At 73.9% G+C, this 22,943-nt stretch carries 24 protein-coding genes and 1 pseudogene; 16 read left to right on the forward strand and 9 right to left on the reverse strand.

The features are described 5' to 3' along the window. Positions 1-55 precede the first annotated feature (55 nt). From ABZ621_RS28260 to ABZ621_RS28280, 5 genes are all read left to right on the forward strand, one after another. A complete protein-coding gene (locus ABZ621_RS28260) occupies positions 56-1,489 on the forward strand; it encodes an NAD(P)/FAD-dependent oxidoreductase (protein ID WP_360609247.1) in 1,434 nt (477 codons plus the stop codon). A 9-nt stretch (positions 1,490-1,498) separates the two neighbouring features. Continuing rightward, positions 1,499-2,119: an L-threonylcarbamoyladenylate synthase gene (locus ABZ621_RS28265; RefSeq protein ID WP_360609248.1), complete on the forward strand. Its 621-nt coding sequence runs from the start codon at positions 1,499-1,501 to the stop codon at positions 2,117-2,119. A gap of 111 nt (positions 2,120-2,230) precedes the next feature. Beyond that, a complete protein-coding gene (locus tag ABZ621_RS28270) occupies positions 2,231-3,010 on the forward strand; it encodes a metallophosphoesterase (protein ID WP_360609249.1) in 780 nt (259 codons plus the stop codon). Positions 3,011-3,066: 56 nt separating this feature from the next. Further along, on the forward strand, positions 3,067-4,536 hold the full coding sequence (locus ABZ621_RS28275) for an AlkA N-terminal domain-containing protein (RefSeq protein WP_360609250.1): 1,470 nt from the start codon (positions 3,067-3,069) through the stop codon (positions 4,534-4,536). 12 nt (positions 4,537-4,548) lie between these two features. Continuing rightward, a complete protein-coding gene (locus tag ABZ621_RS28280) occupies positions 4,549-5,067 on the forward strand; it encodes a methylated-DNA--[protein]-cysteine S-methyltransferase (protein ID WP_360609251.1) in 519 nt (172 codons plus the stop codon). Here the strand turns inward: ABZ621_RS28280 and ABZ621_RS28285 are convergent. Beyond that, complete coding sequence (locus ABZ621_RS28285; RefSeq protein ID WP_360609252.1) at positions 5,064-5,780, reverse strand: Sir2 family NAD-dependent protein deacetylase; 717 nt, start codon at positions 5,778-5,780, stop codon at positions 5,064-5,066. The two genes, ABZ621_RS28280 and ABZ621_RS28285, sit on opposite strands and share 4 nt — an antisense overlap. Before the next feature lie 64 nt (positions 5,781-5,844). Here ABZ621_RS28285 and ABZ621_RS28290 point away from each other — a divergent pair, with 64 nt between their 5' ends. Together ABZ621_RS28290 and ABZ621_RS28295 are read left to right on the forward strand one after the other, a co-directional pair. Then, positions 5,845-6,048 carry a type II toxin-antitoxin system VapB family antitoxin gene (locus ABZ621_RS28290; protein ID WP_360609253.1) on the forward strand — a complete coding sequence of 68 codons (204 nt, stop codon included), beginning with the start codon at positions 5,845-5,847 and terminating at the stop codon, positions 6,046-6,048. After that, a complete protein-coding gene (locus tag ABZ621_RS28295) occupies positions 6,045-6,230 on the forward strand; it encodes a hypothetical protein (RefSeq protein WP_360609254.1) in 186 nt (61 codons plus the stop codon). The genes ABZ621_RS28290 and ABZ621_RS28295 overlap by 4 nt, the downstream gene beginning before the upstream one ends. A 7-nt stretch (positions 6,231-6,237) precedes the next feature. Here the strand turns inward: ABZ621_RS28295 and ABZ621_RS28300 are convergent, their stop codons facing one another. The 3 genes from ABZ621_RS28300 to ABZ621_RS28310 are packed head-to-tail and all read right to left on the reverse strand — an operon-like array spanning position 6,238 to position 9,535. After that, positions 6,238-6,732 (reverse strand): NUDIX hydrolase, encoded by a 495-nt coding sequence (locus ABZ621_RS28300; protein ID WP_360609255.1) that lies wholly within the window; start codon positions 6,730-6,732, stop codon positions 6,238-6,240. Further along, the gene (locus tag ABZ621_RS28305; protein WP_360609256.1) at positions 6,729-7,835 is read right to left on the reverse strand and encodes an ADP-ribosylglycohydrolase family protein; all 1,107 of its coding nucleotides are present in this window, start codon (positions 7,833-7,835) and stop codon (positions 6,729-6,731) included. Before ABZ621_RS28305 ends, ABZ621_RS28300 begins: the two co-directional genes overlap by 4 nt. Further along, complete coding sequence (locus ABZ621_RS28310; RefSeq protein ID WP_360609257.1) at positions 7,832-9,535, reverse strand: BCCT family transporter; 1,704 nt, start codon at positions 9,533-9,535, stop codon at positions 7,832-7,834. Before ABZ621_RS28310 ends, ABZ621_RS28305 begins: the two co-directional genes overlap by 4 nt. Positions 9,536-9,647: 112 nt before the next feature. Between ABZ621_RS28310 and ABZ621_RS28315 the strand changes: the two genes are divergently transcribed. Beyond that, the gene (locus ABZ621_RS28315; RefSeq protein WP_360609258.1) at positions 9,648-10,799 is read left to right on the forward strand and encodes a glycerate kinase; all 1,152 of its coding nucleotides are present in this window, start codon (positions 9,648-9,650) and stop codon (positions 10,797-10,799) included. Between the two features lie 40 nt (positions 10,800-10,839). Here ABZ621_RS28315 and ABZ621_RS28320 read toward each other — a convergent pair whose 3' ends face one another. Both ABZ621_RS28320 and ABZ621_RS28325 read right to left on the reverse strand, forming a co-directional pair. Then, positions 10,840-11,463: a hypothetical protein gene (locus ABZ621_RS28320; RefSeq protein ID WP_360609259.1), complete on the reverse strand. Its 624-nt coding sequence runs from the start codon at positions 11,461-11,463 to the stop codon at positions 10,840-10,842. A gap of 25 nt (positions 11,464-11,488) precedes the next feature. After that, positions 11,489-12,688, reverse strand: coding sequence for a helix-turn-helix domain-containing protein (locus ABZ621_RS28325; protein ID WP_360609260.1), 1,200 nt, complete (start codon positions 12,686-12,688; stop codon positions 11,489-11,491). Positions 12,689-12,895: 207 nt separating this feature from the next. Between ABZ621_RS28325 and ABZ621_RS28330 the strand changes: the two genes are divergently transcribed. From ABZ621_RS28330 to ABZ621_RS28365, 8 genes and pseudogenes are all read left to right on the forward strand, one after another. Then, the gene (locus tag ABZ621_RS28330; RefSeq protein ID WP_360609261.1) at positions 12,896-13,756 is read left to right on the forward strand and encodes an ABC transporter ATP-binding protein; all 861 of its coding nucleotides are present in this window, start codon (positions 12,896-12,898) and stop codon (positions 13,754-13,756) included. Next, positions 13,753-14,598 carry an ABC transporter ATP-binding protein gene (locus tag ABZ621_RS28335; protein WP_360609262.1) on the forward strand — a complete coding sequence of 282 codons (846 nt, stop codon included), beginning with the start codon at positions 13,753-13,755 and terminating at the stop codon, positions 14,596-14,598. Before ABZ621_RS28330 ends, ABZ621_RS28335 begins: the two co-directional genes overlap by 4 nt. Then, entirely contained in the window at positions 14,595-15,485 is an 891-nt protein-coding gene (locus tag ABZ621_RS28340) for a branched-chain amino acid ABC transporter permease (RefSeq protein WP_360609263.1), read from the forward strand. The genes ABZ621_RS28335 and ABZ621_RS28340 overlap by 4 nt, the downstream gene beginning before the upstream one ends. Continuing rightward, the gene (locus ABZ621_RS28345; protein ID WP_360609264.1) at positions 15,478-16,545 is read left to right on the forward strand and encodes a branched-chain amino acid ABC transporter permease; all 1,068 of its coding nucleotides are present in this window, start codon (positions 15,478-15,480) and stop codon (positions 16,543-16,545) included. The genes ABZ621_RS28340 and ABZ621_RS28345 overlap by 8 nt, the downstream gene beginning before the upstream one ends. After that, on the forward strand, positions 16,542-17,810 hold the full coding sequence (locus ABZ621_RS28350) for an ABC transporter substrate-binding protein (protein WP_360609265.1): 1,269 nt from the start codon (positions 16,542-16,544) through the stop codon (positions 17,808-17,810). The genes ABZ621_RS28345 and ABZ621_RS28350 overlap by 4 nt, the downstream gene beginning before the upstream one ends. 62 nt (positions 17,811-17,872) lie before the next feature. Further along, on the forward strand, positions 17,873-18,991 hold the full coding sequence (locus tag ABZ621_RS28355) for a winged helix DNA-binding domain-containing protein (RefSeq protein WP_360609405.1): 1,119 nt from the start codon (positions 17,873-17,875) through the stop codon (positions 18,989-18,991). Beyond that, positions 18,988-19,422: pseudogene (locus tag ABZ621_RS28360) on the forward strand (GNAT family N-acetyltransferase); the annotation flags it as partial. The gene ABZ621_RS28355 and the pseudogene ABZ621_RS28360, both read left to right, overlap by 4 nt. A 111-nt stretch (positions 19,423-19,533) precedes the next feature. Next, positions 19,534-19,971: a GNAT family N-acetyltransferase gene (locus ABZ621_RS28365; protein WP_360609406.1), complete on the forward strand. Its 438-nt coding sequence runs from the start codon at positions 19,534-19,536 to the stop codon at positions 19,969-19,971. Between the two features lie 71 nt (positions 19,972-20,042). Here ABZ621_RS28365 and pssA read toward each other — a convergent pair whose 3' ends face one another. The 3 genes from pssA to ABZ621_RS28380 all read right to left on the reverse strand — a co-directional run bounded on the left by pssA (position 20,043) and on the right by ABZ621_RS28380 (position 22,943). Beyond that, the gene (gene pssA / locus ABZ621_RS28370; protein WP_360609407.1) at positions 20,043-20,918 is read right to left on the reverse strand and encodes a CDP-diacylglycerol--serine O-phosphatidyltransferase; all 876 of its coding nucleotides are present in this window, start codon (positions 20,916-20,918) and stop codon (positions 20,043-20,045) included. Then, positions 20,911-21,567, reverse strand: a complete 657-nt coding sequence (locus tag ABZ621_RS28375; RefSeq protein WP_169089696.1) for a phosphatidylserine decarboxylase — start codon at positions 21,565-21,567, stop codon at positions 20,911-20,913. The genes pssA and ABZ621_RS28375 overlap by 8 nt, the downstream gene beginning before the upstream one ends. Positions 21,568-21,737: 170 nt before the next feature. Continuing rightward, the gene (locus ABZ621_RS28380) at positions 21,738-22,943 is read right to left on the reverse strand and encodes an acyl-CoA dehydrogenase family protein (protein ID WP_360609266.1); all 1,206 of its coding nucleotides are present in this window, start codon (positions 22,941-22,943) and stop codon (positions 21,738-21,740) included.

Genomic DNA, 22,943 nt, shown 5'->3' on the forward strand with positions numbered 1-22,943 from the left:
GCGCGCGGGCCTATCCTGGGCCTGCCGGAGCGCCGGCCGACGTGAGGAGCACGAGGTGACGTCACTGCTCGACGCCGTCGTCGTGGGGGCGGGGCCCAACGGACTGACCGCCGCCGTGGAGCTGGCCCGCCGCGGCCGCTCCGTGGCCGTGTTCGAGGCGAAGGAGACCGTCGGCGGCGGAGCCCGTACCGAGGAGCTGACCCTCCCCGGCTTCCGCCACGACCCCTGCTCCGCCGTCCACCCGCTGGGCGCCGGCTCGCCCGTCTTCCGGACCATGCCGCTCGACCGGTACGGCCTGGAGTGGCTCCACCCCGAACTGCCCATGGCCCACCCCTGGGACGACGGCACCGCCGCCGTCCTCTCCCGCTCCGTCGCCGAGACCGCCGCCTCCCTCGGGCCGCGCGACGCCGGCACCTACCGCCGGCTCGTCACCCCCTTCCTCGGCCGGTGGGAGACGCTCTTCCGGGACTTCATGCAGCTGCCGCTCACCGCGCTGCCCCGCGACCCGGTCGGCCTCGCCCGCTTCGGCCTCACCGGACTGCCGCCCTCCACCTGGCTGCTGCGCCGCTTCCGCGACGAGAAGGCCCGCGCCCTCTTCGCCGGGATGGTCGGCCACGTCATCGCGCCGCTCGACGGCTTCGCCACCTCCGCCGTCGGGCTCGTCTTCGCGATCGCCGCGCACGCCGTCGGCTGGCCCGTGCCCCGCGGCGGCTCCCAGGCGATCCCGGACGCCCTCACCGCGTACCTCACCGAGCTCGGCGGCACCGTCCACACCGGCTACGAGGTCAAGCGCCTCGACGACCTGCCGCCCGCCCGCACCTACCTCTTCGACACCTCGCCCACCGCCCTCGCCCGCATCACCGGCTTCGGCGCCCACCACTACGCCCACTACCGGTACGGCGCCTCCGCCTTCAAGATCGACTACGCCCTCGACGGCCCCGTGCCGTGGACCGCCGAGGCCGCCCGCCGGGCCGGCACCGTCCAGGTCGGGCCCTCCGCCCGCGCCATCGACACCGCCCTGCGCCAGGCCTCCTCCGGCTCCGCCCCCGAGACGCCGTTCCTCATCACCGCCCAGCCCAGCCTCGTCGACCCCTCCCGCGCCCCCGAGGGCAAGCACGTCTTCTGGGCGTACGGCCACGTGCCCAACGGCTGGCGCGGCGACCTCACCGACGCGATCGAGCGGCAGATCGAGCGCTTCGCCCCCGGCTTCCGCGACCGGATCCTCGCCCGCGCCACCGCCGGACCGCCCGAACTCGCCGCGCGCAACGCCAACTACATCGGCGGCGACATCGCCTGCGGCGCCGCCCGCGGCCTCCAGCTCGTGCTGCGCCCCACCCTCTCCCCGTGGCCGTACCACACCCCCCACCCCGCGGTCTTCCTCTGCTCCGCCGCCACCCCGCCGGGCCCCGGCGTCCACGGCATGTCCGGGCACAACGCCGCCAAAGCCGTCTGGCGCCACCTCAGAACCCTCGACGGCGCGGGAACCTAGACTCGGCCCATGGCGAAGTACATCGACGTGCACCCCGAGAACCCCCAGCCGCGCATCATCGACGGCGTGGCCGACTCGATCCGCAAGGGCGGGCTCATCGCCTACCCCACCGACTCCTGCTACGCCCTCGGCAGCCGGATCGGCAACCACGAGGGCCTCACCCGCATCCGGGAGATCCGCCGCCTCGACGACCGGCACCACTTCACCCTGATGTGCGCGGACTTCGCCCAGCTCGGCCAGCTCGTGCACATCGACAACCGGGTCTTCCGCGCCGTCAAGTCCGCCGTCCCCGGCGCGTACACCTTCATCCTGCCCGCCACCAAGGAGGTGCCCCGCCAGCTCCTCCACCCGAAGAAGAAGACCGTCGGCGTCCGCATCCCCGACCACGTCGTCACCCAGGCGCTGCTCGCGTCACTCGGCGAACCCCTGCTCTCCAGCACCCTCCTGCTGCCCGACGAGGAGGAGCCGCTCACCCAGGGCTGGGAGATCAAGGAACGGCTCGACCACCAGGTCGACGCCGTCCTCGACTCCGGAGACTGCGGCACCGTCCCCACCACCGTCGTCGACTTCTCCGACGGCGACCCCGAGGTCGTCCGGGTCGGCGCGGGGGACCCCACCCGCTTCGAGTGAGCGGAGCGGAAAGGGCCACCTCACCGGCGGTGGCCCTTACGCGCCCGTCGTGATCACCGTACGGTCGGCCCGGTGAACCACCGTTCACCCCCGACCGTCGGAGGCCCACGCGTGATCGTCATCGCCCACCTCAGCGACATCCACATCGACGCGGGGGAGCGCGCCACCGCGCGCACCCGCGCCGTCCTGCGCCACCTCGAAGAGCTCCCGTACGACCTGGCGGCCGTCCTCGTCTCCGGCGACATCGCCGACCACGGCGCCCCCGCCGAGTACGACGGCGCCCGCGCCCTCCTCGCCGGCCGCCACCCCCTCGTCGTCTGCCCCGGCAACCACGACGACCGCGCCGCCTTCCGCGCCGGCCTCGCGCCGCTGCTCCACGAGGACGGCGACCCCGCGCCCACCGCCCCCGTCGACCAGGTGCTGCGCGGCGACGGCTTCGTCCTCGCCGTCTGCGACTCCTCGATCCCCGGCAAGCACGACGGACACCTGGAGGACACCACCCTGGAGTGGCTGGACCGGGTCCTCACCGACACCCCGCACGACACGCCCGTCCTCGTCGCCTTCCACCACCCGCCGGTGCCGCTGCACACCCCGTACGTCGACGAGATCCGGCAGTACGGCGAGGACCGGCTCGCCGCGCTCGCCGCCCGCCACCCCCACCTCACCGCGTTCCTCGCCGGGCACGCCCACACCGCCGCCGCCACCACCTTCGCCGGCCGCCCGCTGCTCGTCGCCCCCGGCACCGTCTCCACGATCCGGCTGCCGTGGGAGCACCCCGGCCCCGACAGCCCGCACGTCCACCTGGACACCCCGCCCGGGGTCGCCTTCCACGTCCTCGACGGCGACGGCCGGATCACCACCCACTTCCGGACGGTGCCGGTCTCCGACTGAAGGTCCATGTCGTTTTTCTGCCAGCCCGGGGCCCGCGCATCGTCGATCCTGGATCCATGCACACCGAGAGCGAGCGCTGTGTGCGGGCCGTCCAGTCCAAGGACGCCCGCTTCGACGGCGTCTTCTTCACCGCCGTCCGCACGACCCGGATCTACTGCCGCCCCAGCTGCCCGGCCGTCCCGCCGAAGCCCGAGAACATGGAGTTCCACCCCAGCGCCGCCGCCTGCCAGCGGGCCGGCTTCCGGGCCTGCAAGCGGTGCCGCCCCGACACCAGCCCCGGCTCCCCGGAGTGGAACGTGCGGGCCGACGCCGTCGCCCGCGCCGTCCGCCTGATCCAGGACGGGGTCGTCGACCGGGAGGGCGTCCCCGGGCTCGCCCGGCGGCTCGGCTGGTCCACCCGGCAGATCGAGCGCCAGCTCCTCGCCGAGCTGGGCGCGGGCCCGCTCGCCCTGGCCCGCGCCCAGCGCGCCCAGACCGCCCGCACCCTCGTCGAGACGACGGCGCTGCCCTTCGGCGAGATCGCCTTCGCCGCCGGATTCGCCTCCATCCGCTCCTTCAACGACACCGTCCGGCAGGTCTTCGGCCTCAGCCCCGGCGAACTGCGCGCCCGCGCCGCCCGGCCCGCCGCGCCCCACACGCCCGGCGTGATCAGCCTCCGGCTGCCCTTCCGCGCCCCGCTGGAGCCGTCCAACCTCTTCGGCCACCTCGCCGCCACCGCCGTCCCCGGCGTCGAGGAGTGGCGCGACGGCGCCTACCGCCGCACCCTCGCCCTCCCCTATGGACACGGGATCGTCGCCCTCGCCCCGCGCCCCGACCACATCGCCTGCCGGCTCTCCCTCACCGACCCCCGCGACCTCACCCACGCGATCAGCCGCTGCCGCCGCCTCCTCGACCTCGACGCCGACCCCGTCGCCGTCGACGACCGGCTGCGCGCCGACCCGCTGTTCGCCCCGCTCGTCGACGAGGCGCCCGGGCGGCGCGTGCCGGGCACGGTCGACCCCGCCGAGTTCGCGGTCCGCGCCGTCCTCGGCCAGCAGGTCTCCACGGCCGCCGCCCGCACCCACGCGGCCCGGCTCGTCACCGCCCACGGCGTGCCCGTCGAGGACCCCGAAGGCGGCCTCACCCACCTCTTCCCGGCCCCCGAGGCGCTCGCCGGGCTCGACCCCGAGACCCTCGCCCTGCCCCGCAGCCGCCGCACCACCCTGCTGACCCTGGTCGGCGCGCTCGCCGACGGCAGCCTCGCCCTCGGCCCCGACACCGACCGCGCCGAGACCCGCGCTCGGCTGCTCGCGCTGCCCGGGTTCGGCCCCTGGACCACCGAGATCATCGCCATGCGCGCGCTCGGCGACCCCGACGCCTTCCTCCCCGGCGACCTCGGCATCCGCCGCGCCGCCGAGGGCCTCGGCCTGCCCGGCAGCCCCGCCGCGCTCACCGCCCGCTCCGCCGACTGGGCGCCCTGGCGCGCGTACGCCGTCCAGTACCTGTGGGCGACCGACAGCCACCCCATCAACCACCTCCCCGCGTAAGGAAGGTCCGCCATGCCCCGCACCACCACGTCCCGCACGGTCGTGCACACGGTCGTGGACAGCCCCTACGAGCCGCTGACCCTGGTGGCCGTCGACGGCGTCCTCAGCCGCGTCCACATGACCGGCCAGCGCCACCGCCCGCCCGAGGAGAGCTTCGGCGCGCCCGACCCCCGCCCGTTCGGGGAGGCGATCCGCCAGCTCGACGCCTACTTCGACGGCGAGCTCACCGAGTTCGACCTGCCGCTGCACCTGGAGGGCACCCCGTTCCAGCTGCGCGTCTGGGAACAGCTCCGGCTCATCCCGTACGGGGAGACCCGCACGTACGGCGAACTCGCCGAGGCCCTCGGCAGCCCCAACGCCTCCCGCGCGGTCGGTCTTGCCAACGGCAAGAACCCCGTCAGCGTCATCGTCCCCTGCCACCGCGTCATCGGCTCCGGCGGCAGCCTCACCGGCTACGGCGGCGGCCTGGACCGCAAGCAGCGGCTGCTCGCCTTCGAGTCGGGAGCCGCCGCGCCGGACGCGCTCTTCTAGGGCAGCCGCTCCAGGAGCGCCGGCAGGGCCGTGCCGATCGGTTCGCGCACGACCTCGGCGGCGAGCGGGTCGTACGGGGTCGGCTCGGCGTTCACGATGATCAGCCGGGCCCCGTGCTCGGCCGCGATCCCGGCCAGCGAGGCGGCCGGCTGCACCTGGAGGCTCGTACCGACCGCGACGAACACCTCAGCGGCCTTGGCCACCGACATCGCGTTCGCGAGCACCACCGGGTCGAGCCGCTGCCCGAACATCACGGTCGCCGGCTTCAGGATCCCGCCGCAGGTCCGGCACGCCGGGTCCGGGTCGCCGGCGTCGAGCCGCTCCAGCGCCTCCGCCATCGGCGAGCGGGCGTGGCAGGCCGTGCACACCACCGAGCGGGCGGTGCCGTGCAGTTCGAAGACCTTCCGGTCGGGCACCCCGGCGGCCTGGTGCAGCCCGTCCACGTTCTGCGTGATCACCCGCAGCGCGTTCCCGGTCCGCTCGTACGCCGCGATCGCGCGGTGCGCCGCGTTGGGCTCCGCCGCGAGGACCGGGGCGTCGCGCCGCATCAGCCAGGAGCGGCGGCGGACCTCCGGGTCGGCCATGTACGGCCCGTAGGTGACCAGCCGTTCGGCCTCGGGGTCCCGCCGCCACAGGCCGTTCGGCCCCCGGTAGTCCGGGATGCCCGAGTCCGTGGAGATACCGGCACCGCTGAGGATCGCGACCATCGTCATGGCGGGAGCGTAGGCACTCCGGATCGGCTCCCGCGACCGGGTTTCCCGGTGCTAGGTTCCGCTCATGGCCAAGGTGAACATCGCGCTCGACGCCGAACTCGTCGTGGAAGTCATGGTCCTGGCGGGCGTCGGCAGCCCGCAGGACGCCGTGGAGGCCGTCGTCCGCGACTACATCGCGCGCGGCCACCGCACGGAGGCGAGGACCGCCACCCGCGACGAGGCCCACCGCACCGGCGAGATGCCGCCGCCCGAGCCCCCGCAGGGATGAGCGCCCCGACGGAGCCGGACCCCGACCGGCGCGCCCGGCTCCTCATCGGCGGCTGCTTCGGCGTCCTCATCGCCGCGATCCTGCTGGCCTGCCTCGCGATGCTGCTGATGTCCGTGGCGATCACCAGCTTCTACGACCGGGACGGCGACGACTCCAAACCCGTTCCCACCGCGACGAACTGACGGGAGCTCACCTCTCGTCGGGCCGGCCGTTGACCAGCTCCGCCGGACCGCTTCCCTCGGCCAGGGCGCGCAGACCGGCCAGCACCCGGGGGCCCAGGCTGCCCGGCAGATGGGCCGGCACCTCGGACGGCTCGATCAGCTTCCAGGAGACCAGCTCGGCCTCCTGGAGCCGGATCTCCGCGAACCGCTCCTCGGAGAGCACCCCGCCGTCGTACAGGTACGCCACCACCGGCGGCCGGGCCGGGCTCTGCGACCAGTCCACCGCGATCAGCGGCCCCGGCCGTACGTCCAGGCCGATCTCCTCCAGGGTCTCCCGGCGGGCCGCCTGCCGGGGCGTCTCGCCCGCGTCGGACTCGACCGTGCCGCCCGGCAGCACCCAGCCCTCGCGGTAGTTCGGCTCCACGACGAGGAGCCGCCCGCGGGCGTCCCGGAAGAGCACGGCGGCACCGGCGAGGACCCGGGGGAGGCCGGCGATGTAGGTGGCGTAGTCGGTGACGGTCACGGCGCCAGCGTAGCCAGCCGGAGCGTCCGCTCCGCGAGTTGGCGGATACTCGCCCCGTCGAAGCCGTACACGGCGCTGCGCACCCGGTCGTTCAGCGGCCGTGACCACTGGGGCGGGATCGCCGCCGCCCCGCACAGCACCCCGGCGACCGATCCGGCCGTCGCGCCGTTGGAGTCCGTGTCCAGGCCGCCGCGCACGGTCAGCGCGATCGTGCGGGTGAAGTCGCCCTCGCCGTGGAGCAGCCCGGCGGTCAGCACCGCCGCGTTGGGCACCACGTGGATCCAGCCGAGCCCCGCCGTGCGCACCGCCATCTCGTCGAGCGTCGCCGGCCAGCCGAGCCCCGCCTCGTACAGCGCGATCGTCTCCCGTACGGTCCGGGCGAGCCGGCTGCCCGCCGGCACCACCTCCAGGGACGTGACCAGGGCGGAGCGGGCGTCGGGCGCGGTGAAGGCGGCGGCGACCAGGGCGGCCGCCCACATCGCCCCGTACACGCCGTTCCCGGTGTGCGAGACCACCGCGTCCCGGCGGGCCAGGCCGGCCGCCCGGCGCGGGTCGCCGGGGCTGGTGAAGCCGTAGACGTCCGCCCTGATCAGTGCGCCGATCCACTCCTGGTAGGGGTTGTCGTACGTGGCGGTCAGCGGCGGTCGCAGCCCGTTGGCGAGGTTCCGGTACGCGGCCCGCTCGGCGGTGAACGTCTGGAGGTACGGCAGCCGCAGCAGCCACAGCCCGCCCACCTGCTCGGTGGTGAAGCCGAAGCCGTGCGTCTCCAGCAGGTGCAGGCCGAGCAGCGTGTAGTCGACGTCGTCGTCCCGGCAGCTCTCGCGGATCCCGCCGCGCACGCACCGGGGCCACTCGGGCCGCAGGACGAAGCCCTCCGCGCCCGCGGGCGGGGGCGGCAGGTAGTCGGTGAGCGGCAGCGCGTCGGCGAGCCGCAGGTAGGCGTCGATCCGCTCCCGGGTCCAGTGCTCGCCCTGCTCGACCGGCTTGCCGAGCATGTTCCCGGCGATCCGGCCGGTCCAGCCGCCGAGGATCCGGTCCGCGAGGTCCGGCCCCGCGGCCGGCGCGTCCGTGGCGTCCGGGCGCTGCCCGGAGGCGTACGTCATGCCCCGCCGTCCTTCGGCGGCTCGCCGCTCTCCGTGTCGGCGCGGGAGCGGGCCGCGCGGTGCAGCCGGTGGTGGCGGCCGCCGCCCTGCTCGGTCATCGCCTCGCCGACCAGGGCCCGTACCGCGTCCCGCATCCCGTGCAGCGCGTGGTGCCGGGCGGGGCCCGCGCCCGGGTCCTCCCGCAGCTCCTTCACCAGCGCCCAGCACAGCACCAGCATGACCACCACGAACGGCAGGGCCACCAGGATCGTCGCCGTCTGGAGCGAGTTCAGGCCGCCCGCGACCAGGAGCACGGCCGCGACCGCCGCCATCAGCACGCCCCAGGTGACCACCAGCCACGTCGGCGGGTGCAGCGAGCCGCGGCTGGTCAGCGAGCCCATGACGAGCGAGGCCGAGTCGGCGCTGGTGACGAAGTACGTCATGACCAGCAGCATCGCGATGACGGAGGTGACCGTGCCCAGCGGCAGCGCGTCCAGCATCGCGAAGAGCGACGCCTCCACCCCGTCCCGCACCGCCGTCGCCAGGTCGGCCTCACCGGTCGACTCCAGGCGGATCGCGGTGCCGCCCATCACGCAGAACCAGACGACCGTCGCCCCGGAGGGCACGAGCAGCACGCCCACCAGGAACTCGCGGATCGTCCGGCCGCGCGAGATCCGGGCGATGAAGGTGCCGACGAACGGCGCCCAGGACAGCCACCACGCCCAGTAGAAGATCGTCCAGGCGCCGAGCCAGTCGCGGTCGGTGTACGCGCCGGTGCGGCTCGCCATCGGCAGCAGCTCGTGGAGGTAGCCGCCGACCGAGGCGGGGAGGGAGTCCAGGATGTAGACGGTCGGGCCGAGCAGGAAGACGAAGAGCGCCAGGCAGGCGGCGAGCACGATGTTCAGCGTCGACAGCCACTTCACGCCCTTGTGCAGGCCGGAGAAGGCCGACAGGACGAAGGCCGCCGACAGCGAGACGATGATGATCAGCTCGGTGGCCGTGGAGTCCTCGACTCCCATCGTGAGGTTCAGGCCCTCCGCCACCTGGAGCGCGCCCAGGCCCAGGCTGGTCGCGGTGCCGAAGACGGTCGCGAAGACCGCGAGCAGGTCGATCGCCCTGCCCTGCCAGGACCGGGCCCGGCGCTCCCCGAGGAGCGGCACGAAGGCGCTGCTCAGCCGGTTGCCGCGGCCCTTGCGGAAGCCCGCGTACGCCAGCGCCAGACCGGCGATGCCGTAGATCGCCCACGGGGTCAGCGTCCAGTGGAAGAAGGAGTACTCCATCGCCGTCCGGGCCGCCGCGCCCGTCCCCGCCGGGCCGCCGCCCGGCGGCGGGGTCAGGAAGTGCTGGAGCGGCTCGCCGACGCCGTAGAACATCAGGCCGATGCCCATGCCGGCGCTGAACATCATCGCGATCCACGCCAGATTGGTGAACTCCGGCTCCGAGTCGTCCGCGCCGAGGCGGATCCGGCCGTACCGGCTCAGGGCGAGCACCACGCACAGCACCAGGAAGGCGTCGGCGGCGACCACGAACAGCCAGGCGAAGTTGGACAGGACCCAGGAGAGGGCGGCGGAGGAGGCGCTGTCGAAGGAGTCCTTGCCGAGCGCCGCCCAGCCGACCACCCCGACGACGGCGGCCACGCCGATCCCGATGACCTGCGCGTCGGGCGCGTGCCGTTCCGGTACGTGATCCGGAGACGGCCGCTCGTTCATATCCGTGCTCATGTGAGCCCACTATGGTCGGACATTTGACGTTATCCGGGGGTGGCACGCCGTCTGGCCGTACGGATAGGGTCGGCCCTGGCGCGACTGCCTGTTCGAAAGCAAGGGATGCAAGGTGACGGACGGAGCAGCAACTCAGGTCGCTCACGTGCTCGTGGCGGCCGACAAGTTCAAGGGCTCGCTCACGGCCGTACAGGTCGCGGAGCGGGTCACGGCGGGACTCCGGAAGGTCGTCCCCGGCCTCTCGGTCGAGGCCCTGCCCGTCGCCGACGGCGGCGACGGCACGGTCGCGGCGGCCGTCGCGGCGGGCTTCGACCGCCACGAGGTACGGGTCACGGGACCGGTCGGCGATCCGGTCACCGCCGCGTTCGCGCTGCGCGGCACCACGGCGGTCGTCGAGATGGCGGAGGCGTCGGGCCTCCAGCTCCTCCCCGCCGGCACGTTCGCCCCGCTGACCGCCACGACGTACGGCTCCGGCGAGCTGCTGCGCGCGGCGCTCGACGCGGGCGCCACCACGATCGTCTTCGGCGTCGGCGGCAGCGCCACGACCGACGGCGGCGCCGGCATGCTCGCCGCGCTCGGCGCGGTCTTCCTCGACGCGGACGGCGAGCCCGTCGGCCCCGGCGGCGCGGCCCTCGCGGAGCTGGCCTCAGCCGACCTGACCGCCCTCGACCCGCGCTTCGCCGGCGTCGAGTTCATCCTCGCCAGCGACGTCGACAACCCGCTGACCGGCCCCAAGGGCGCGCCGGCCGTCTACGGCCCGCAGAAGGGCGCCACGCCCGAGGACGTCGAGACCCTCGACGCGGCCCTCGCGCACTACGCGCAGGTCCTGGAGAAGGCGATCGGCCCGAAGGCCACCGAGCTCGCCGCCTCCCCGGGCGCGGGCGGCGCCGGCGGCATCGGCTACGGCGCCCTCCTCCTCGGGGCGAGCTTCCGTCCCGGCATCGAGCTGATGCTGGAGGTCCTCGGCTTCGCCCCCGCCCTGGAGCGCGCCACCCTCGTCATCACGGGCGAGGGCTCCCTCGACGAGCAGACCCTCCACGGCAAGGCCCCTGCGGGCGTCGCCGCCGCCGCCCGCGCGGCCGGCAAGGAGGTCGTCGCGGTCTGCGGCCGCCTGGCCCTCCCGCCGGAGGCCCTGGGCACCGCCGGCATCCGCCGCGCCTACCCCCTCTCGGCCCTGGAGCCCGACCCCGCCAAGTCCATCCCGAACGCCGGCCCCCTCCTGGAGGAAGTGGCGTCCCACATCGCGCGGGACTTCCTGGCGTAGGGCGTCAGGGCCGGGGTGCGGCGACGACGCCCCCGGCCCGTCACGGCGACTCGGGCCGCTCGACCTCACGCTCGGGCCGCCCGGTCTCCGGATCGAGCCGCACGGTGATCACTTCGCCCTCGCCGAGGACGAAGCGCAGCGCGTCCGGGCCGTCCCAGACGACCTCGGCCAGCCCGTCGTCCGCCGAGTCACCGTTGAAGAAGGCGACCGGGTAGTGACGGGCCCCGGGCCCCGACCCGTCGATCACCGACACGCGCCAGATGGTGTCGATCACGGCCAAGCCCTCTTCGACCCGTACGGAGCGGTCCACGCCGTCCGGAGCGTTCAGCCGCCGGGTCACCTCCCAGTCCCCGGTGAAGAAGCCGAACAGCGTCAGCCGGAACAACAGCAGCGCGAGGGCCGCCGCCCCGAACAGGCAAGCCGCCGTCACCCGCAGCCGGAAGCGCTCGATCGCCAGCCAGCAGCCCGCGCCGAGCAGCACGGCGGCCGCGCACCACCATCCCCAGCGGTACTGGAACGCGTCGACCAGGACCATTAGCCGGGTCTTCTCACCCAGCAGGTGGCCCACCGGCTGGGCCACGGCGGTCAGCAGCCCGCCCAGTACCAGTACCGCCCCGGCAACCGGCCGCCGTCGTATGGCCGTACGCATGTTCGTTGTCGTCACGGAGGCATCCTGCCAGCGAGGCCCCTCACCCCTGCGCCGTCAGCCGGAACGCGTCCAGGGCCAAGGTCATCTCCGTGAGGTCCCTCGGCCGGGACAGTGACCGCGACGTCAGCTGTTCAAGCCGCCGCAGGCGGTTGAAGACCGTGTTGCGGTGGCAGTAGAGGCGGCCGGCGGCGCGGCCCGCCGAGCCCTCGCAGTCCAGCCAGACGTCCAGGGTCTCCAGGAGGACCGCGCGGTCCGCCGGGTCCAGTTCGAGGAGGCCGCCGAGGACGTCCGTGACGAGGAGTTCCGCCAGGTCCGGGCGGCCGACGATCAGGGCGCCCGCCATCCGGCGGTCCAGGCGGACCACCTGGCGGGTGCCGGGCGGGCAGGTGCGGAGGGCGAGTTCGGCGAGGCGGCGGGCCCGGCCCAGTTCCGTCAGGCCCGTGACGACCGGGCTGATGCCGCCCGGGCCCGGGGCCCGCCCGTCGAGGAGGTCCGCCAGCGCGTCGAGGCCCGTGCCGTCGGCGAACGCCACCACGCCGATCTCGCAGTCCGCCCGCATCCGCCACAGGAACCGCAGCCCCTCCGCCCGCACCTGGCGGTGGAAGGGTTCCCGCTCCTCCCGGCGGTCCGGGCGCAGCACGACCACCGCGTACCGGCCCTGCTCGGGCAGGTCCAGGCCCGCCGCCGCCCGCGTCACCATCTCCGGCGCCCGCTCGCCTTCGAGGAGGGCGTCGAGGAGCGCCTGGAGCTGCTCGTCCGTGCGCCGCCGCAGCTCCGCCTCCGTCGCCCGGTACGCCTCGGAGGCCCGGTCCGCCTGCGCGTCCACCGCCGACCACACCGTCGTCGCCGACTGCATCAGCGCCGCCAGCTGGACCGCGTCCGGGCCCGCGCCCTCGATCAGCGCGTCCCACACCAGATGCCCCGCGTGCCGGTACGCGTGCACCACCAGCTCCAGCGGCATGCCCTGCTCGGCCCGCCGCCGGCCCATCAGCTCCGCGTGCTCCAGGTCCCGCCGGGGCGAGTGCCGGGGCGCCGAGATCATCTCGATGCCGATCCGGATCGCCTCGTGCGCCTCCTGCCAGTGCTGGTCGTACGGCACGATCCGCCCGTAGGCGGGCTCGTACGCGTGCAGTTCCGTCAGATGCTCGTCCACCAGCTCCGGCACCCGCTCCAGAAGCGCCGTGCACGCGCGGGCGAGCACCTTCCAGTCGTCACCGGTCCGCCGTCTGCGCCGTCCCATGCCGGGAGCATCCACCGCCCAGCCCCCGACGGCAACGCCCTGACGCGCGGTGTTGTGCGCGTGCACAGCCCTCCGGCTGCCCCGCTGGTCACCGGCAGCGTTTGCGGCGCCGGGCGTGGACGGACCCTCCGGCGCGGTGCTGGGGTGAGCGACCGAACGGCCGAGTAGCACGCACGGGTAACAACGGCGGCCGGGGAAAGGGGAGTCATGGGAGGTACCGCACCCGCCCTGACGGTGACGGACCTGACGGCGGGATACGGACCGGTGCACGCGCTGCGGCGCGTCTCGCTGACCGTGCCCGCGGGGGCCGTCGTCACCGTCCTCGGCGGCAACGGCGCCGGAAAGTCCACACTGCTGCGGGCGGTCTCGCGCACCCTGCGGTTCCACGGCGGCGCCGTGGTCTCCGGCACGGTCGCCGCGGCCGGCCGGCCGCTCGACGGACTGCCGCCCGACCGGGTCGTCGCCGCCGGCGTCTGCCAGGTCCCCGAGGGCCGGCAGGTCTTCGCCCGCATGACCGTCGAGGACAACCTGCGGGCCGGCGGCCTCGCCCGGCGCGGCGACCGCACCGCCAAGGCCGCCGCCCTGCGCCGCGTCCACGAGCTCTTCCCCGTCCTCTCCGAACGGGCCCGGCAGCCCGCCGGGCTGCTCTCCGGCGGCGAACAGCAGATGCTCGCCGTCGGCCGCGCCCTGATGGCCGCCCCCGAACTGCTCCTCCTCGACGAGCCCTCGCTCGGGCTCGCCCCGCTGATGGCCGCCCGGATCGCCGACGCGGTCCGGGAGATCAACGCCCAGGGCACGGCCGTCCTCCTCGTCGAGCAGAACGCGGCGCTCGCCCTGCGGCTCGCCTCCCACGCGTACGTCCTGGAGGTCGGCGAGGTCACCCTCTCGGGCCCGGCCGACGAACTCGCCGCCTCCGACGAGGTCCGCCGCCGCTATCTCGGCGTCGTGGACGCCGAGGCCGCGGAGGACGCCGACCGCGCCCGCGCCGTCCACCCCGTCCTGTCCCGCTGGGACGCCGAGCGCCCGGCCCCCGCCCGCGGCCCGCGCCGCAAGGAGACCCCCCGATGACCACCCCGGACGAGCCGACCGTGCCCGCCCCGCGCGGCCCCGCCCCCGGCGCCGCACCCGCGCGTGACGACGTCCCCGCCCTCACCGTCACCGGCCTCACCGTCCGCTTCGCCGGGCTCACCGCGCTCGACGGCGTCGACTTCACCGTCCGCCCCGGCACCGTGCACGCCCTCATCGGGCCCAACGGCGCCGGCAAGTCGACCTGCTTCAACGTGCTCTCCGGGGTGTACCGGGCCACCTCCGGCTCCGTACGCCTCGGCGTCCACGAGCTGACCGCACTGCCCCCGCACCGGATCGCCGACCTCGGCGTCGGCCGGATCTTCCAGAACCTGGCGCTGCCCCCGCGCGCCACCGTCGAGGACAGCCTGATGCTCGGCCGCCACCGGCTCACCCGCACCGGCTTCCTCGCCGCCGGGCTCCGGCTGCCGTCCGCCGCCCGCGAGGAGGCCCGGCACCGGGCCCGCGTCCGGGAGATCGCCGACTTCGTCGGCCTCGGCGACCAGCTGACAAAACCCGCGGGCTCGCTCCCGTACGGCCAGCAGAAGCTCGCCGAACTGGCCCGCGCCCTCTGCATGGAGCCCACCCTGCTCCTCCTCGACGAACCCGTCGCCGGCATGACCGCCGACGAACGCCGCCGCACCGCCGCCGTCATCGCCGGCGTCCGCGACGGCCTCGGCATCTCCGTGCTCCTCGTCGAGCACGACATGGGCCTCGTCATGCGGCTCGCCGACTCCGTCACCGTCCTCGAATTCGGCCGCCGCATCGCCGACGGCAGCCCCGCCGACGTCCAGAACGACCCGGCGGTCGTCCGCGCCTACCTCGGAGAGGAGACCGCCGCGTGAGCACCTTCGCGGAGTTCCTCATCAACGGGCTCTCCCTGGGCTCCGTCTACGCCCTCATCGCCCTCGGCTTCGTCGTCATCTTCCGCGCCACGGAGGTCGTCAACTTCGCCCACGCCTCGCTGCTCCTGGCCGGCGGCTACCTCGTCGCCGTCCTCCACGAACCGCTCGGCTTCTGGCCCGCGCTTGCCGCCGGCGTCGCCGGCGCGGCCGTCGTCGGCGCCGCCGTCGAGTTCTTCGTGATGCGCCGCCACCGGGGGGCCGACCACAGCGTCCTCGCCATCGTCACCATCGGCGTCGACATCCTCCTCGCCACCGAGCTCACCCGCCGGATCGGCACCGACATCCTCGCCCTCGGCGACCCGTGGGGCGACGCCGTCGTCACCCTCGGCCCGGTGACGATCGCCGAGACCCGGATCGCCGCCCTGCTCGCCGCCGCCCTCCTCATCACCGCCTTCCTGCTCGCCTTCCGGCACACCTCCTGGGGCGTCGCCATGCGGGCCGCCGCCGAGAGCCAGGAGACCGCCGCCCTGATGGGCGTCCGGCTCGGCAGGGTCTCGCTCGGCGCCTGGGCGGTCGCCGGGGGACTGGCCGCCGTCGCCGCGCTCTTCCTCACCGTCTTCCCCACCCCCGGCCTCGAACGCGGCACCTCGCTCGCCGCCCTCAAGGCCTTCCCCGCCGCGATCCTCGGCGGCCTCGACTCCACCACCGGCGCGCTCGCCGGCGGACTGATCGTCGGCGTCACCGAGTCCCTCGCCACCGGCTACCAGTCCGACCTCGCCTTCCTCGGCCGCGGGATCGGCGACCTCGCCCCCTACCTGGTGATGGTCGCCGTGCTGCTGATCCGCCCGGCCGGCCTCTTCGGCACGAAGGAGCTCGCCCGTGTCTGAGCGCCGCGGGATCCCCGCCAAGGCGTACGCGTACGCCGCCGCCGGGATCGTCCTCCTCGCCCTCCCCTTCTACCTGGACCGGTTCTGGCTCCAGGCCGGGCTCTTCGCCATCGCCGCCGCCATCGGCGCCGTCGGCATCAACCTCCTCACCGGCGCCACCGGCCAGCTCTCCATGGGCCACGCCTTCTTCCTCGCCGTCGGCGCCTACGGCTACTGCGCGCTGGCCGGCGACGGCACCGACGGGCTCGCCGGCCTCGGCCTGCCGGGCTGGCTCGCCGCCGTCCTCGCCGTCGGCCTCGCGGGGCTCGCCGGCGGGGCGTTCAGCCCCATCGCGGGCCGGCTGCACGGCGCGTACCTCGGCATCGCCACCCTCGCGCTGATCTTCATCGGCCAGCACGTCCTCTTCAACGCCCACGACCTCACCGGCGGCTACAACGGCCGCGCCGTCCCGCCGCTGAACCTCTTCGGCCTCACCTTCGACGACACCGAACTCCTGGTCGCCCAGGTGCCGTTCGGCGCCGTCGAGAAGCTCTGGTACCTGGGCCTGGCGCTGCTCCTCGGCGGCGTCCTGTTCGCCCGCGGGGTGCTCCGCGGCCGCCCCGGGCGCGCCATGAACGCCATCCGCGACCACCGGATCGCCGCCGGCGTCCTGGGCATCCCGGTGGCCCGGCACCGCGCCGCCGTCTTCGTCCTGTCCTCCATGTACGCGGGCCTCGCCGGCGTCCTGCTCGCCCTGGTCTTCCAGCGGACCGTGCCCGAGTACTTCGGCATGGCGCTCTCCCTGGAGTACCTGGCGATGATCGTCATCGGCGGGCTCGGCTCCGTCGCCGGGGCCGTCGCGGGCGGGATCTTCGTCGCCCTGCTGCCGCAGCTCCTGAACCGGTACGCCGAAGCCCTGCCGCTGGTCTCCGCCCCCGGCACCGGCGGCATCGCCCCCGGCGAGGCCGCCCGCTACCTCTACGGCGCCGCCGTCGTCGGCACCGTCCTCTTCCTGCCCGGCGGCCTCGCGAGGCTCGTCGCGCGAACCCCGATCCACCGACCCTCAGGGGAGACTCGATGACCCACAGACGACAGGCGGCCGTGCGGGGCCTGGCCGCGGCGCTCGCCACCCTGGTCGCGCTCACCGCCGCCGGATGCAGCTCCAAGGCGAAGACCGGCGACGGCAAGGAGACCGGCGCCGGTGGGATCAGGACCGGCGAGGGCGTCACCGACACCACCATCACCCTCGGCGCGCTCACCGACATGACCGGCGTGTACGCCACCCTCGGCAAGAGCGTCACCCAGGCCCAGCAGCTGTACGTGAAGCAGGTCAACGCCGCCGGCGGCATCTGCGGCCGGAAGCTGGAGCTGACCGTCCGCGACCACGGCTACGACCCGCAGAAGGCGCTCGCCGCCTACACCGAGCTGGAGCCCAAGGTCGTCGGCTACGCCCAGTTCATCGGCTCCCCGTTCGTCGCCGCCGTCAAGCAGCGCGTCGACGGCCAGGACAAGGGCCTGGTCATGCCCCAGGCGTGGTCGGCCTCGCTGCTCGGCTCCCCGTACATCCGCGTCCTCGGCGCCACCTACGACGTCGAGACGATCAACGCCGTCGACTTCCTCGTCACGGAGAAGGGCCTCGCCAAGGGCGACAAGCTCGGGCACGTCTACTTCGAGGGCGACTACGGCGAGAACGCGCTCAAGGGCTCCAAGTACGCCGCGGAGAAGGCCGGCCTCACCGTCGTCGAGCAGAAGATCAAGCCCACCGACAACGACATGTCCGCGCAGGTCGCCGCGCTCAAGCAGGCCGGCGTGAAGGCCGTCCTCGTCAGCGCCGGACCGCGCCAGGCCGCCTCCCTGGTCGGCGTGGCCGCAGCCACCGGCCTCCGCGTCCCCGTCGTCGGCAACAACTCGGCCTTCGCCCCGCAGCTCCTCGGCACCCAGGCGGGCCCGGCCCTGGAGAAGATGTACTGGTTCGCCTCCCCGAGCCTCCCCATCGGCGCCGACACCCCGGTCGCGAAGAAGCTCGCCGCCGACTACGCGGCCGCCTACCCGGACGACGGCCTCGACAACGGCGTCGTCGCCGGCTGGACCGCCGCCTCGGCCTTCGGCGAGATCCTGAGGAAGGCGTGCGAGAAGGGCGACCTCAGCCGCGAGGGCGTCGCCAAGGCGCTGCTCATCCTCAGCGCCCACGACCCCGGCTTCGGCATGACCCACGACTTCAGCGACCCGAAGGCCCCGTCGTCCCGCGAGTCGGTCATCATCCAGCCCGACAAGAAGGTCCCCGGCGGCATGCGCACGGTCCGGCAGCCCTTCGCCTCGGAGGCGGCGAAGGAGTACACCCCCTGACGAGCCCGTGTCCCATGGAAAGAGGACGGGAATTGTCCTCTTTCCATGGGAGCGTGACCGCCATGACCGTCCTCACCGCCCGCGCCCTCGGCCGTGCCACCCTCGCCCGCCAGTTCCTCCTCGAACGGACCGGCACCCCGGCCGCCGGCGTCATCGCCCACTTGTGCGGGATGCAGGCCCAGGAACCCCAGGAGCCCTTCACCGGACTCTGGTCGAGGGTCGGGGACTTCCGCCCGGAGACCCTGGACGGCCTCCTCACCGGACGCCAGGTCGTGCGCGTCCCCCTGATGCGCCGCACCATCCACCTCGTCACCGCCGACGACGCCCTGGCCTGGCGCGCCCGCCACGACGCCATGCTCCGCCAGAAGGTCCTCACCACCTACCGCGCCGAACTCGCCGGCGTCGACCCCGACGAGCTGGCCGCCGCCGCCCACGCGGTCATGGCCGACGGCGAGCCCCGCACCCTGGCCGAACTCGTCGAGGCCGTCTCCGGCCGCTGGCCCGAACCGCCCCGCCGTGCCCTCGGCGAGCTCATCGTCGGCGGCGTCCTCCCCACCGTGCAGCTGCCCCCGCGCGGCCTCTGGGGCTCCCGCGCGGGCGTCCGCAACGCCACTCTCGCCGGCTGGCTGGGCCGCGAGGTCCCGCCGCTCCCCGACGACCCCGCCGACCCCGTCGGCCAGACCCTGGTCCGCCGCTACCTCGCCGCCTACGGGCCCGCCGCCTCAGCCGACCTCCGCGCCTGGTGCGGCCTCGCCGGACTGCCCGCCGCCGTCAGGGCCGTACGGGACGAACTCGTCACCTTCCGCGACGAGCGGGGCCGCGAACTCCTCGACCTCCCCGACGCGCCCCGGCCGGACCCGGACACCCCCGCCCCGGTCCGCTTCCTGCCCGCCTTCGACAACGCGATCCTCGGCTACCACGACCGGAGCCGGATCATCGACCACGACCACCGGCTGCTCTCCGTCGCCGGCGAGCGCGTCGCCCTGGTCGACGGCCGGGTCGCCGCCACCTGGACCCCGCGCGGCTCCGACCTCGTCGTCACCCCGCTCCGGCCCCTGTCCCGGGCGGAGCGGACCGCCGTGTCGGACGAGGGCGCCGCGCTGGCCGCGTTCCTCACCGGCGGGGCCGACGGAGCGGCCGTCACCTCGCCGAAACCTGCCGGTGTGATCCTCGGATCATGAACGTGCTGATCGAGGAGAACGCCGCCCACCCCCGCCTGCCCGCCCTGCTCACCGCCTACCACCTGGCCACCGAGGCCGAGAAGGGCTCCGCCGTGACCGGCCCGGCCGGCCTGCCGCCCGCCCGCCGCGCCGAGGCCGAGGACCCCGTCACCGCCTTCGCCGCCGACACCGTGCTGCTCGCCGCCGCGCCGGAGACGGGCGAGGCCGTCGGCTGTCTCGTCCTGAAGGCCGGGCCGGTGCCCGAGGTCAAGCGGGTGTGGGTCGAGCCCGAGGCCCGCGGCCGGGGGCTGGCCGGCGCGCTGATGGGGGAGGCGCTGCGGCGGGCCGCGGCGGCGGGCGCGGAGCGCGTCCGGCTCACCGTGTGGGAGTGGCGGCAGGGGCCCCTCGCGCTCTACCGCAAGCTCGGCTTCGAGCCCACCGACTCCTGGGACGACCGCCCGGGCCTGCTCTGCCTGGAGAAGCGGCTCGCCCCCGGCGACCGCGTCGAGCTCCTCGCCCCCGACGCCGTACGGCGGCACGTCGACGGGCTCGCCGCGCTCCTCGTGGACGCCGTGGACGGCGGCGCCTCCGTCGGCTTCCTGGCGCCCGTGGAGCACGCCGAGGCGGCCGCCTGGTGGGCCGGGGCCGCCGGCACCCGGGACGTGTGGGCGGCCTTCGGGCCGGACGGCGCCGTCACCGGGGCCGTCACCCTCCTGCGTACCGGCACCGCCAACGGCCGCCACCGCGGCGAGATAGCCCGGCTCCTCGTCCACCGCTCGGCCCGCGGCCGGGCGGTCGGCCGCCGTCTGCTGGCCGCCGCCGAGGCCCACGCGGCCGCCACCGGCCTCACCCTCCTCGTCCTGGACACCCAGACCGACAGCCCCGCCGAACGGCTGTACCGGGGCGCGGGCTGGACGGCGGCCGGCACGATCCCGGAGTACGCCGCCGACCCGGCCGGCACCCTGCGGGCCACGACCCTCTACTACAAGCTCCTGGCGTAGGTCCGGCGCATGACGAAGGGCCCGGAAGCGCGATGCTTCCGGGCCCTTCGGCCGTTCCGTACGACGGCGGGTCAGCGCAGCTGCGCCGCCTCCGCCTGCCGGGCCTCCCGGCTCTCGCGGCGGTTGCCGCGGAAGGTGTTCACTCGGCGGGCCGTCGCGAAGAGGGGGATCACGGCGCCCAGCACGACCTGGAGGGCGCAGCCGGCCTGGAGCAGGAACTGACCGCCGGGGGCGTCGAAGGCCCACGCGGCCAGCATGGCCATCGCCCCGACGATCCAGCTGAGCATGGCCGCCGCGAGGACACCCCGCGGCTTCGGGTACTCGACCCGGCTCACCATCAGCCACGCCGTGCCGATGATCGCGAGCAGCGTCGGGATGAAGGGGAGTTCGAGCAGGATGATCGAGACGACCGTCAGCGCGCCGAAGGGGCTCGGCATGCCCTGGAACATGCCGTCCTTCATCGTCACGCAGGAGAACCGCGCCAGCCTCAGCACCACCGCGAGCAGCACCACGATCGCGGCGACCGCCGAGACCTTCTGCTGCGCGTCGTCCGCGACCATGCCGTAGACGAGCACGAAGTACGCCGGGGCCAGACCGAAGCTGATCAGGTCCGAGAGGTTGTCGAGCTCGGCGCCCATCGGCGAGCTGCGGAGCTTGCGCGCCACGATGCCGTCGAAGAGGTCGAAGATCGCCGCGCACAGCATCAGTATCACCGCGGTGGCGGCGCTGTTGCGCGCCATTCCGGTCTCGGTGCTGCCGGTGAGGTGCGGGATGAGGATGCCCGTGGTGGTGAAGTACACCGCCATGAAGCCACACGTGGCGTTACCGAGCGTGAGGGCGTCCGCTATGGACAGCCTCAGCGACAGCGGCATCTCCTCCGCCTCGTCGGCCGCCTCCGCCTCGGCGTCGGCGGCCCAGTCGGCGGCACGTGTGTCGGGATCAATCACGGTCAATGCGAGTCACCCCCGCGGTCGTGGTCTGCCCGACCTCGACGGCGACCTCGACACCCTCCGGAAGGTAGATGTCGACGCGCGAGCCGAAGCGGATGAGACCGATGCGGTCACCCTGCTCGACCTTCGTCCCCTGCGGGATGTACGGCACGATGCGCCGCGCCACGGCACCCGCGATCTGGATCATCTCGATGTCGCCGAGCTCGGTGTCGAAGTGCCAGACGACGCGCTCGTTGTTCTCGGACTCCTTGTTGAAGGCCGGGACGAAGCCACCCGGGACGTGCTCCACCGAGGTCACCGTGCCGGCCATCGGCGCACGGTTGACGTGCACGTTCAGCGGGCTCATGAAGATGGCGACCCGGGTGCGCCCGTCCTTCCACGGCATGATGCTCTGCACCACGCCGTCGGCGGGGGAGATGACCCGGCCCTGAGCGATCTCGCGCTCGGGGTCGCGGAAGAACCACAGCATGCCGGCCGCGAGCGCGGTGGTCGGCACGGCGATGGCACGGGCGCGCTTCGAACGGCCGGAGCGCGCGAGGCTGAGCGCCGCGGTGGCGACGGTCGGCAGAAGCCACGGCGATGCTCCGCGTGCGATGCGTGCGCCCTTGAGGCTGTCGCGGTGTGCAGAGTTTGGGCTGTGGGGCATGGATGACCTTCGTAGCGGATGATGCCGCGCTGGCAACGGGGGGACGGCGGCTTTCCGGCGATGCTATCGGTTGCGGGGCGCAACTGGGCAAGCCAGGAACCGAGTCGACGGCCGGAAGACGAACACGGGGTGTGATCTTCTTCGCGGCCGAATCGACTCAAAACCGACAATCAACCCTGGAGGCGGTACTCCTCCAGGAGGCGGCGGCCAATGATCATTTTCTGGATCTCGGCGGTACCTTCACCGATGAGCAGCATCGGCGCCTCGCGGTAGAGCCGCTCGATCTCGTACTCCTTCGAGAACCCGTAGCCGCCGTGAATGCGGAAGGCATCCTCCACGACCTCCTTGCAGTATTCGGAGGCGAGGTACTTCGCCATCCCCGCTTCGAGGTCGTTTCGTTCCCCGGAGTCCTTTTTGCGTGCTGCGTTCACCATCATCGCATGGGCGGCCTCGACCTTGGTAGCCATTTCGGCCAGCTTGAACTGGATGGCCTGATGCTGGGCGATCGGCTTTCCGAAAGTGTGACGCTGTTGGGCATACTGGACGCCCAGTTCGAAAGCACGCTGAGCGACGCCGCAACCACGGGCCGCCACGTTCACGCGGCCGACCTCGACGCCGTCCATCATTTGGTAAAACCCTCGGCCGGTGACCCCGCCGAGGACCCTATTGGCCGGAATGCGCAGGCCGTCCATGATGAGCTCGGTCGTGTCGACGCCCTTGTAGCCCATCTTGTCGATCTTGCCCGGGATGGTGAGGCCGGGGCGGACCTCTCCGAAGCCGGGCTCCTTCTCGACGAGGAAGGTCGTCATCGACTTGTGGGGCGCGGTGCCCTCGGGGTGGCCTTCGTCACTTCGGACGAGGACGGCCACCAGCGTTGACGTACCGCCGTTGGTCAGCCACATCTTCTGGCCGTTGAGGACGTACTCGTCGCCGTCCTTCACCGCCTTCGAGGTGATGGCCGACACGTCCGAACCGAGCGCCGGCTCCGACATCGAGAACGCGCCGCGCGTCTCGCCGGCCGCCATCCGCGGAAGGAAGTACTCCTTCTGCTCCTGGGTGCCGTGCTGCTTCAGCATGTACGCGACGATGAAGTGGGTGTTGATGATGCCGGAGACCGACATCCAGCCGCGGGCGATCTCCTCCACGCAGAGCGCGTAGGTGAGCAGCGACTCACCCAGGCCCCCGTACTCCTCGGGGATCATCAGACCGAAGACGCCGAGCTCCTTGAGCCCGTCCACGATCTGCTGGGGGTACTCGTCGCGGTGCTCCAGCTCGGTCGCGACCGGGATGATCTCCTTGTCGACGAAGTCCCGCACGGTGGCGAGGATCTCCTGCTGGACATCGGTCAGACCGTGGGTCTGGGCGAGTCGCGCCAT

Source organism: Streptomyces sp. NPDC007863 (genome assembly GCF_040633895.1).
GTDB lineage: Bacteria > Actinomycetota > Actinomycetes > Streptomycetales > Streptomycetaceae > Streptomyces.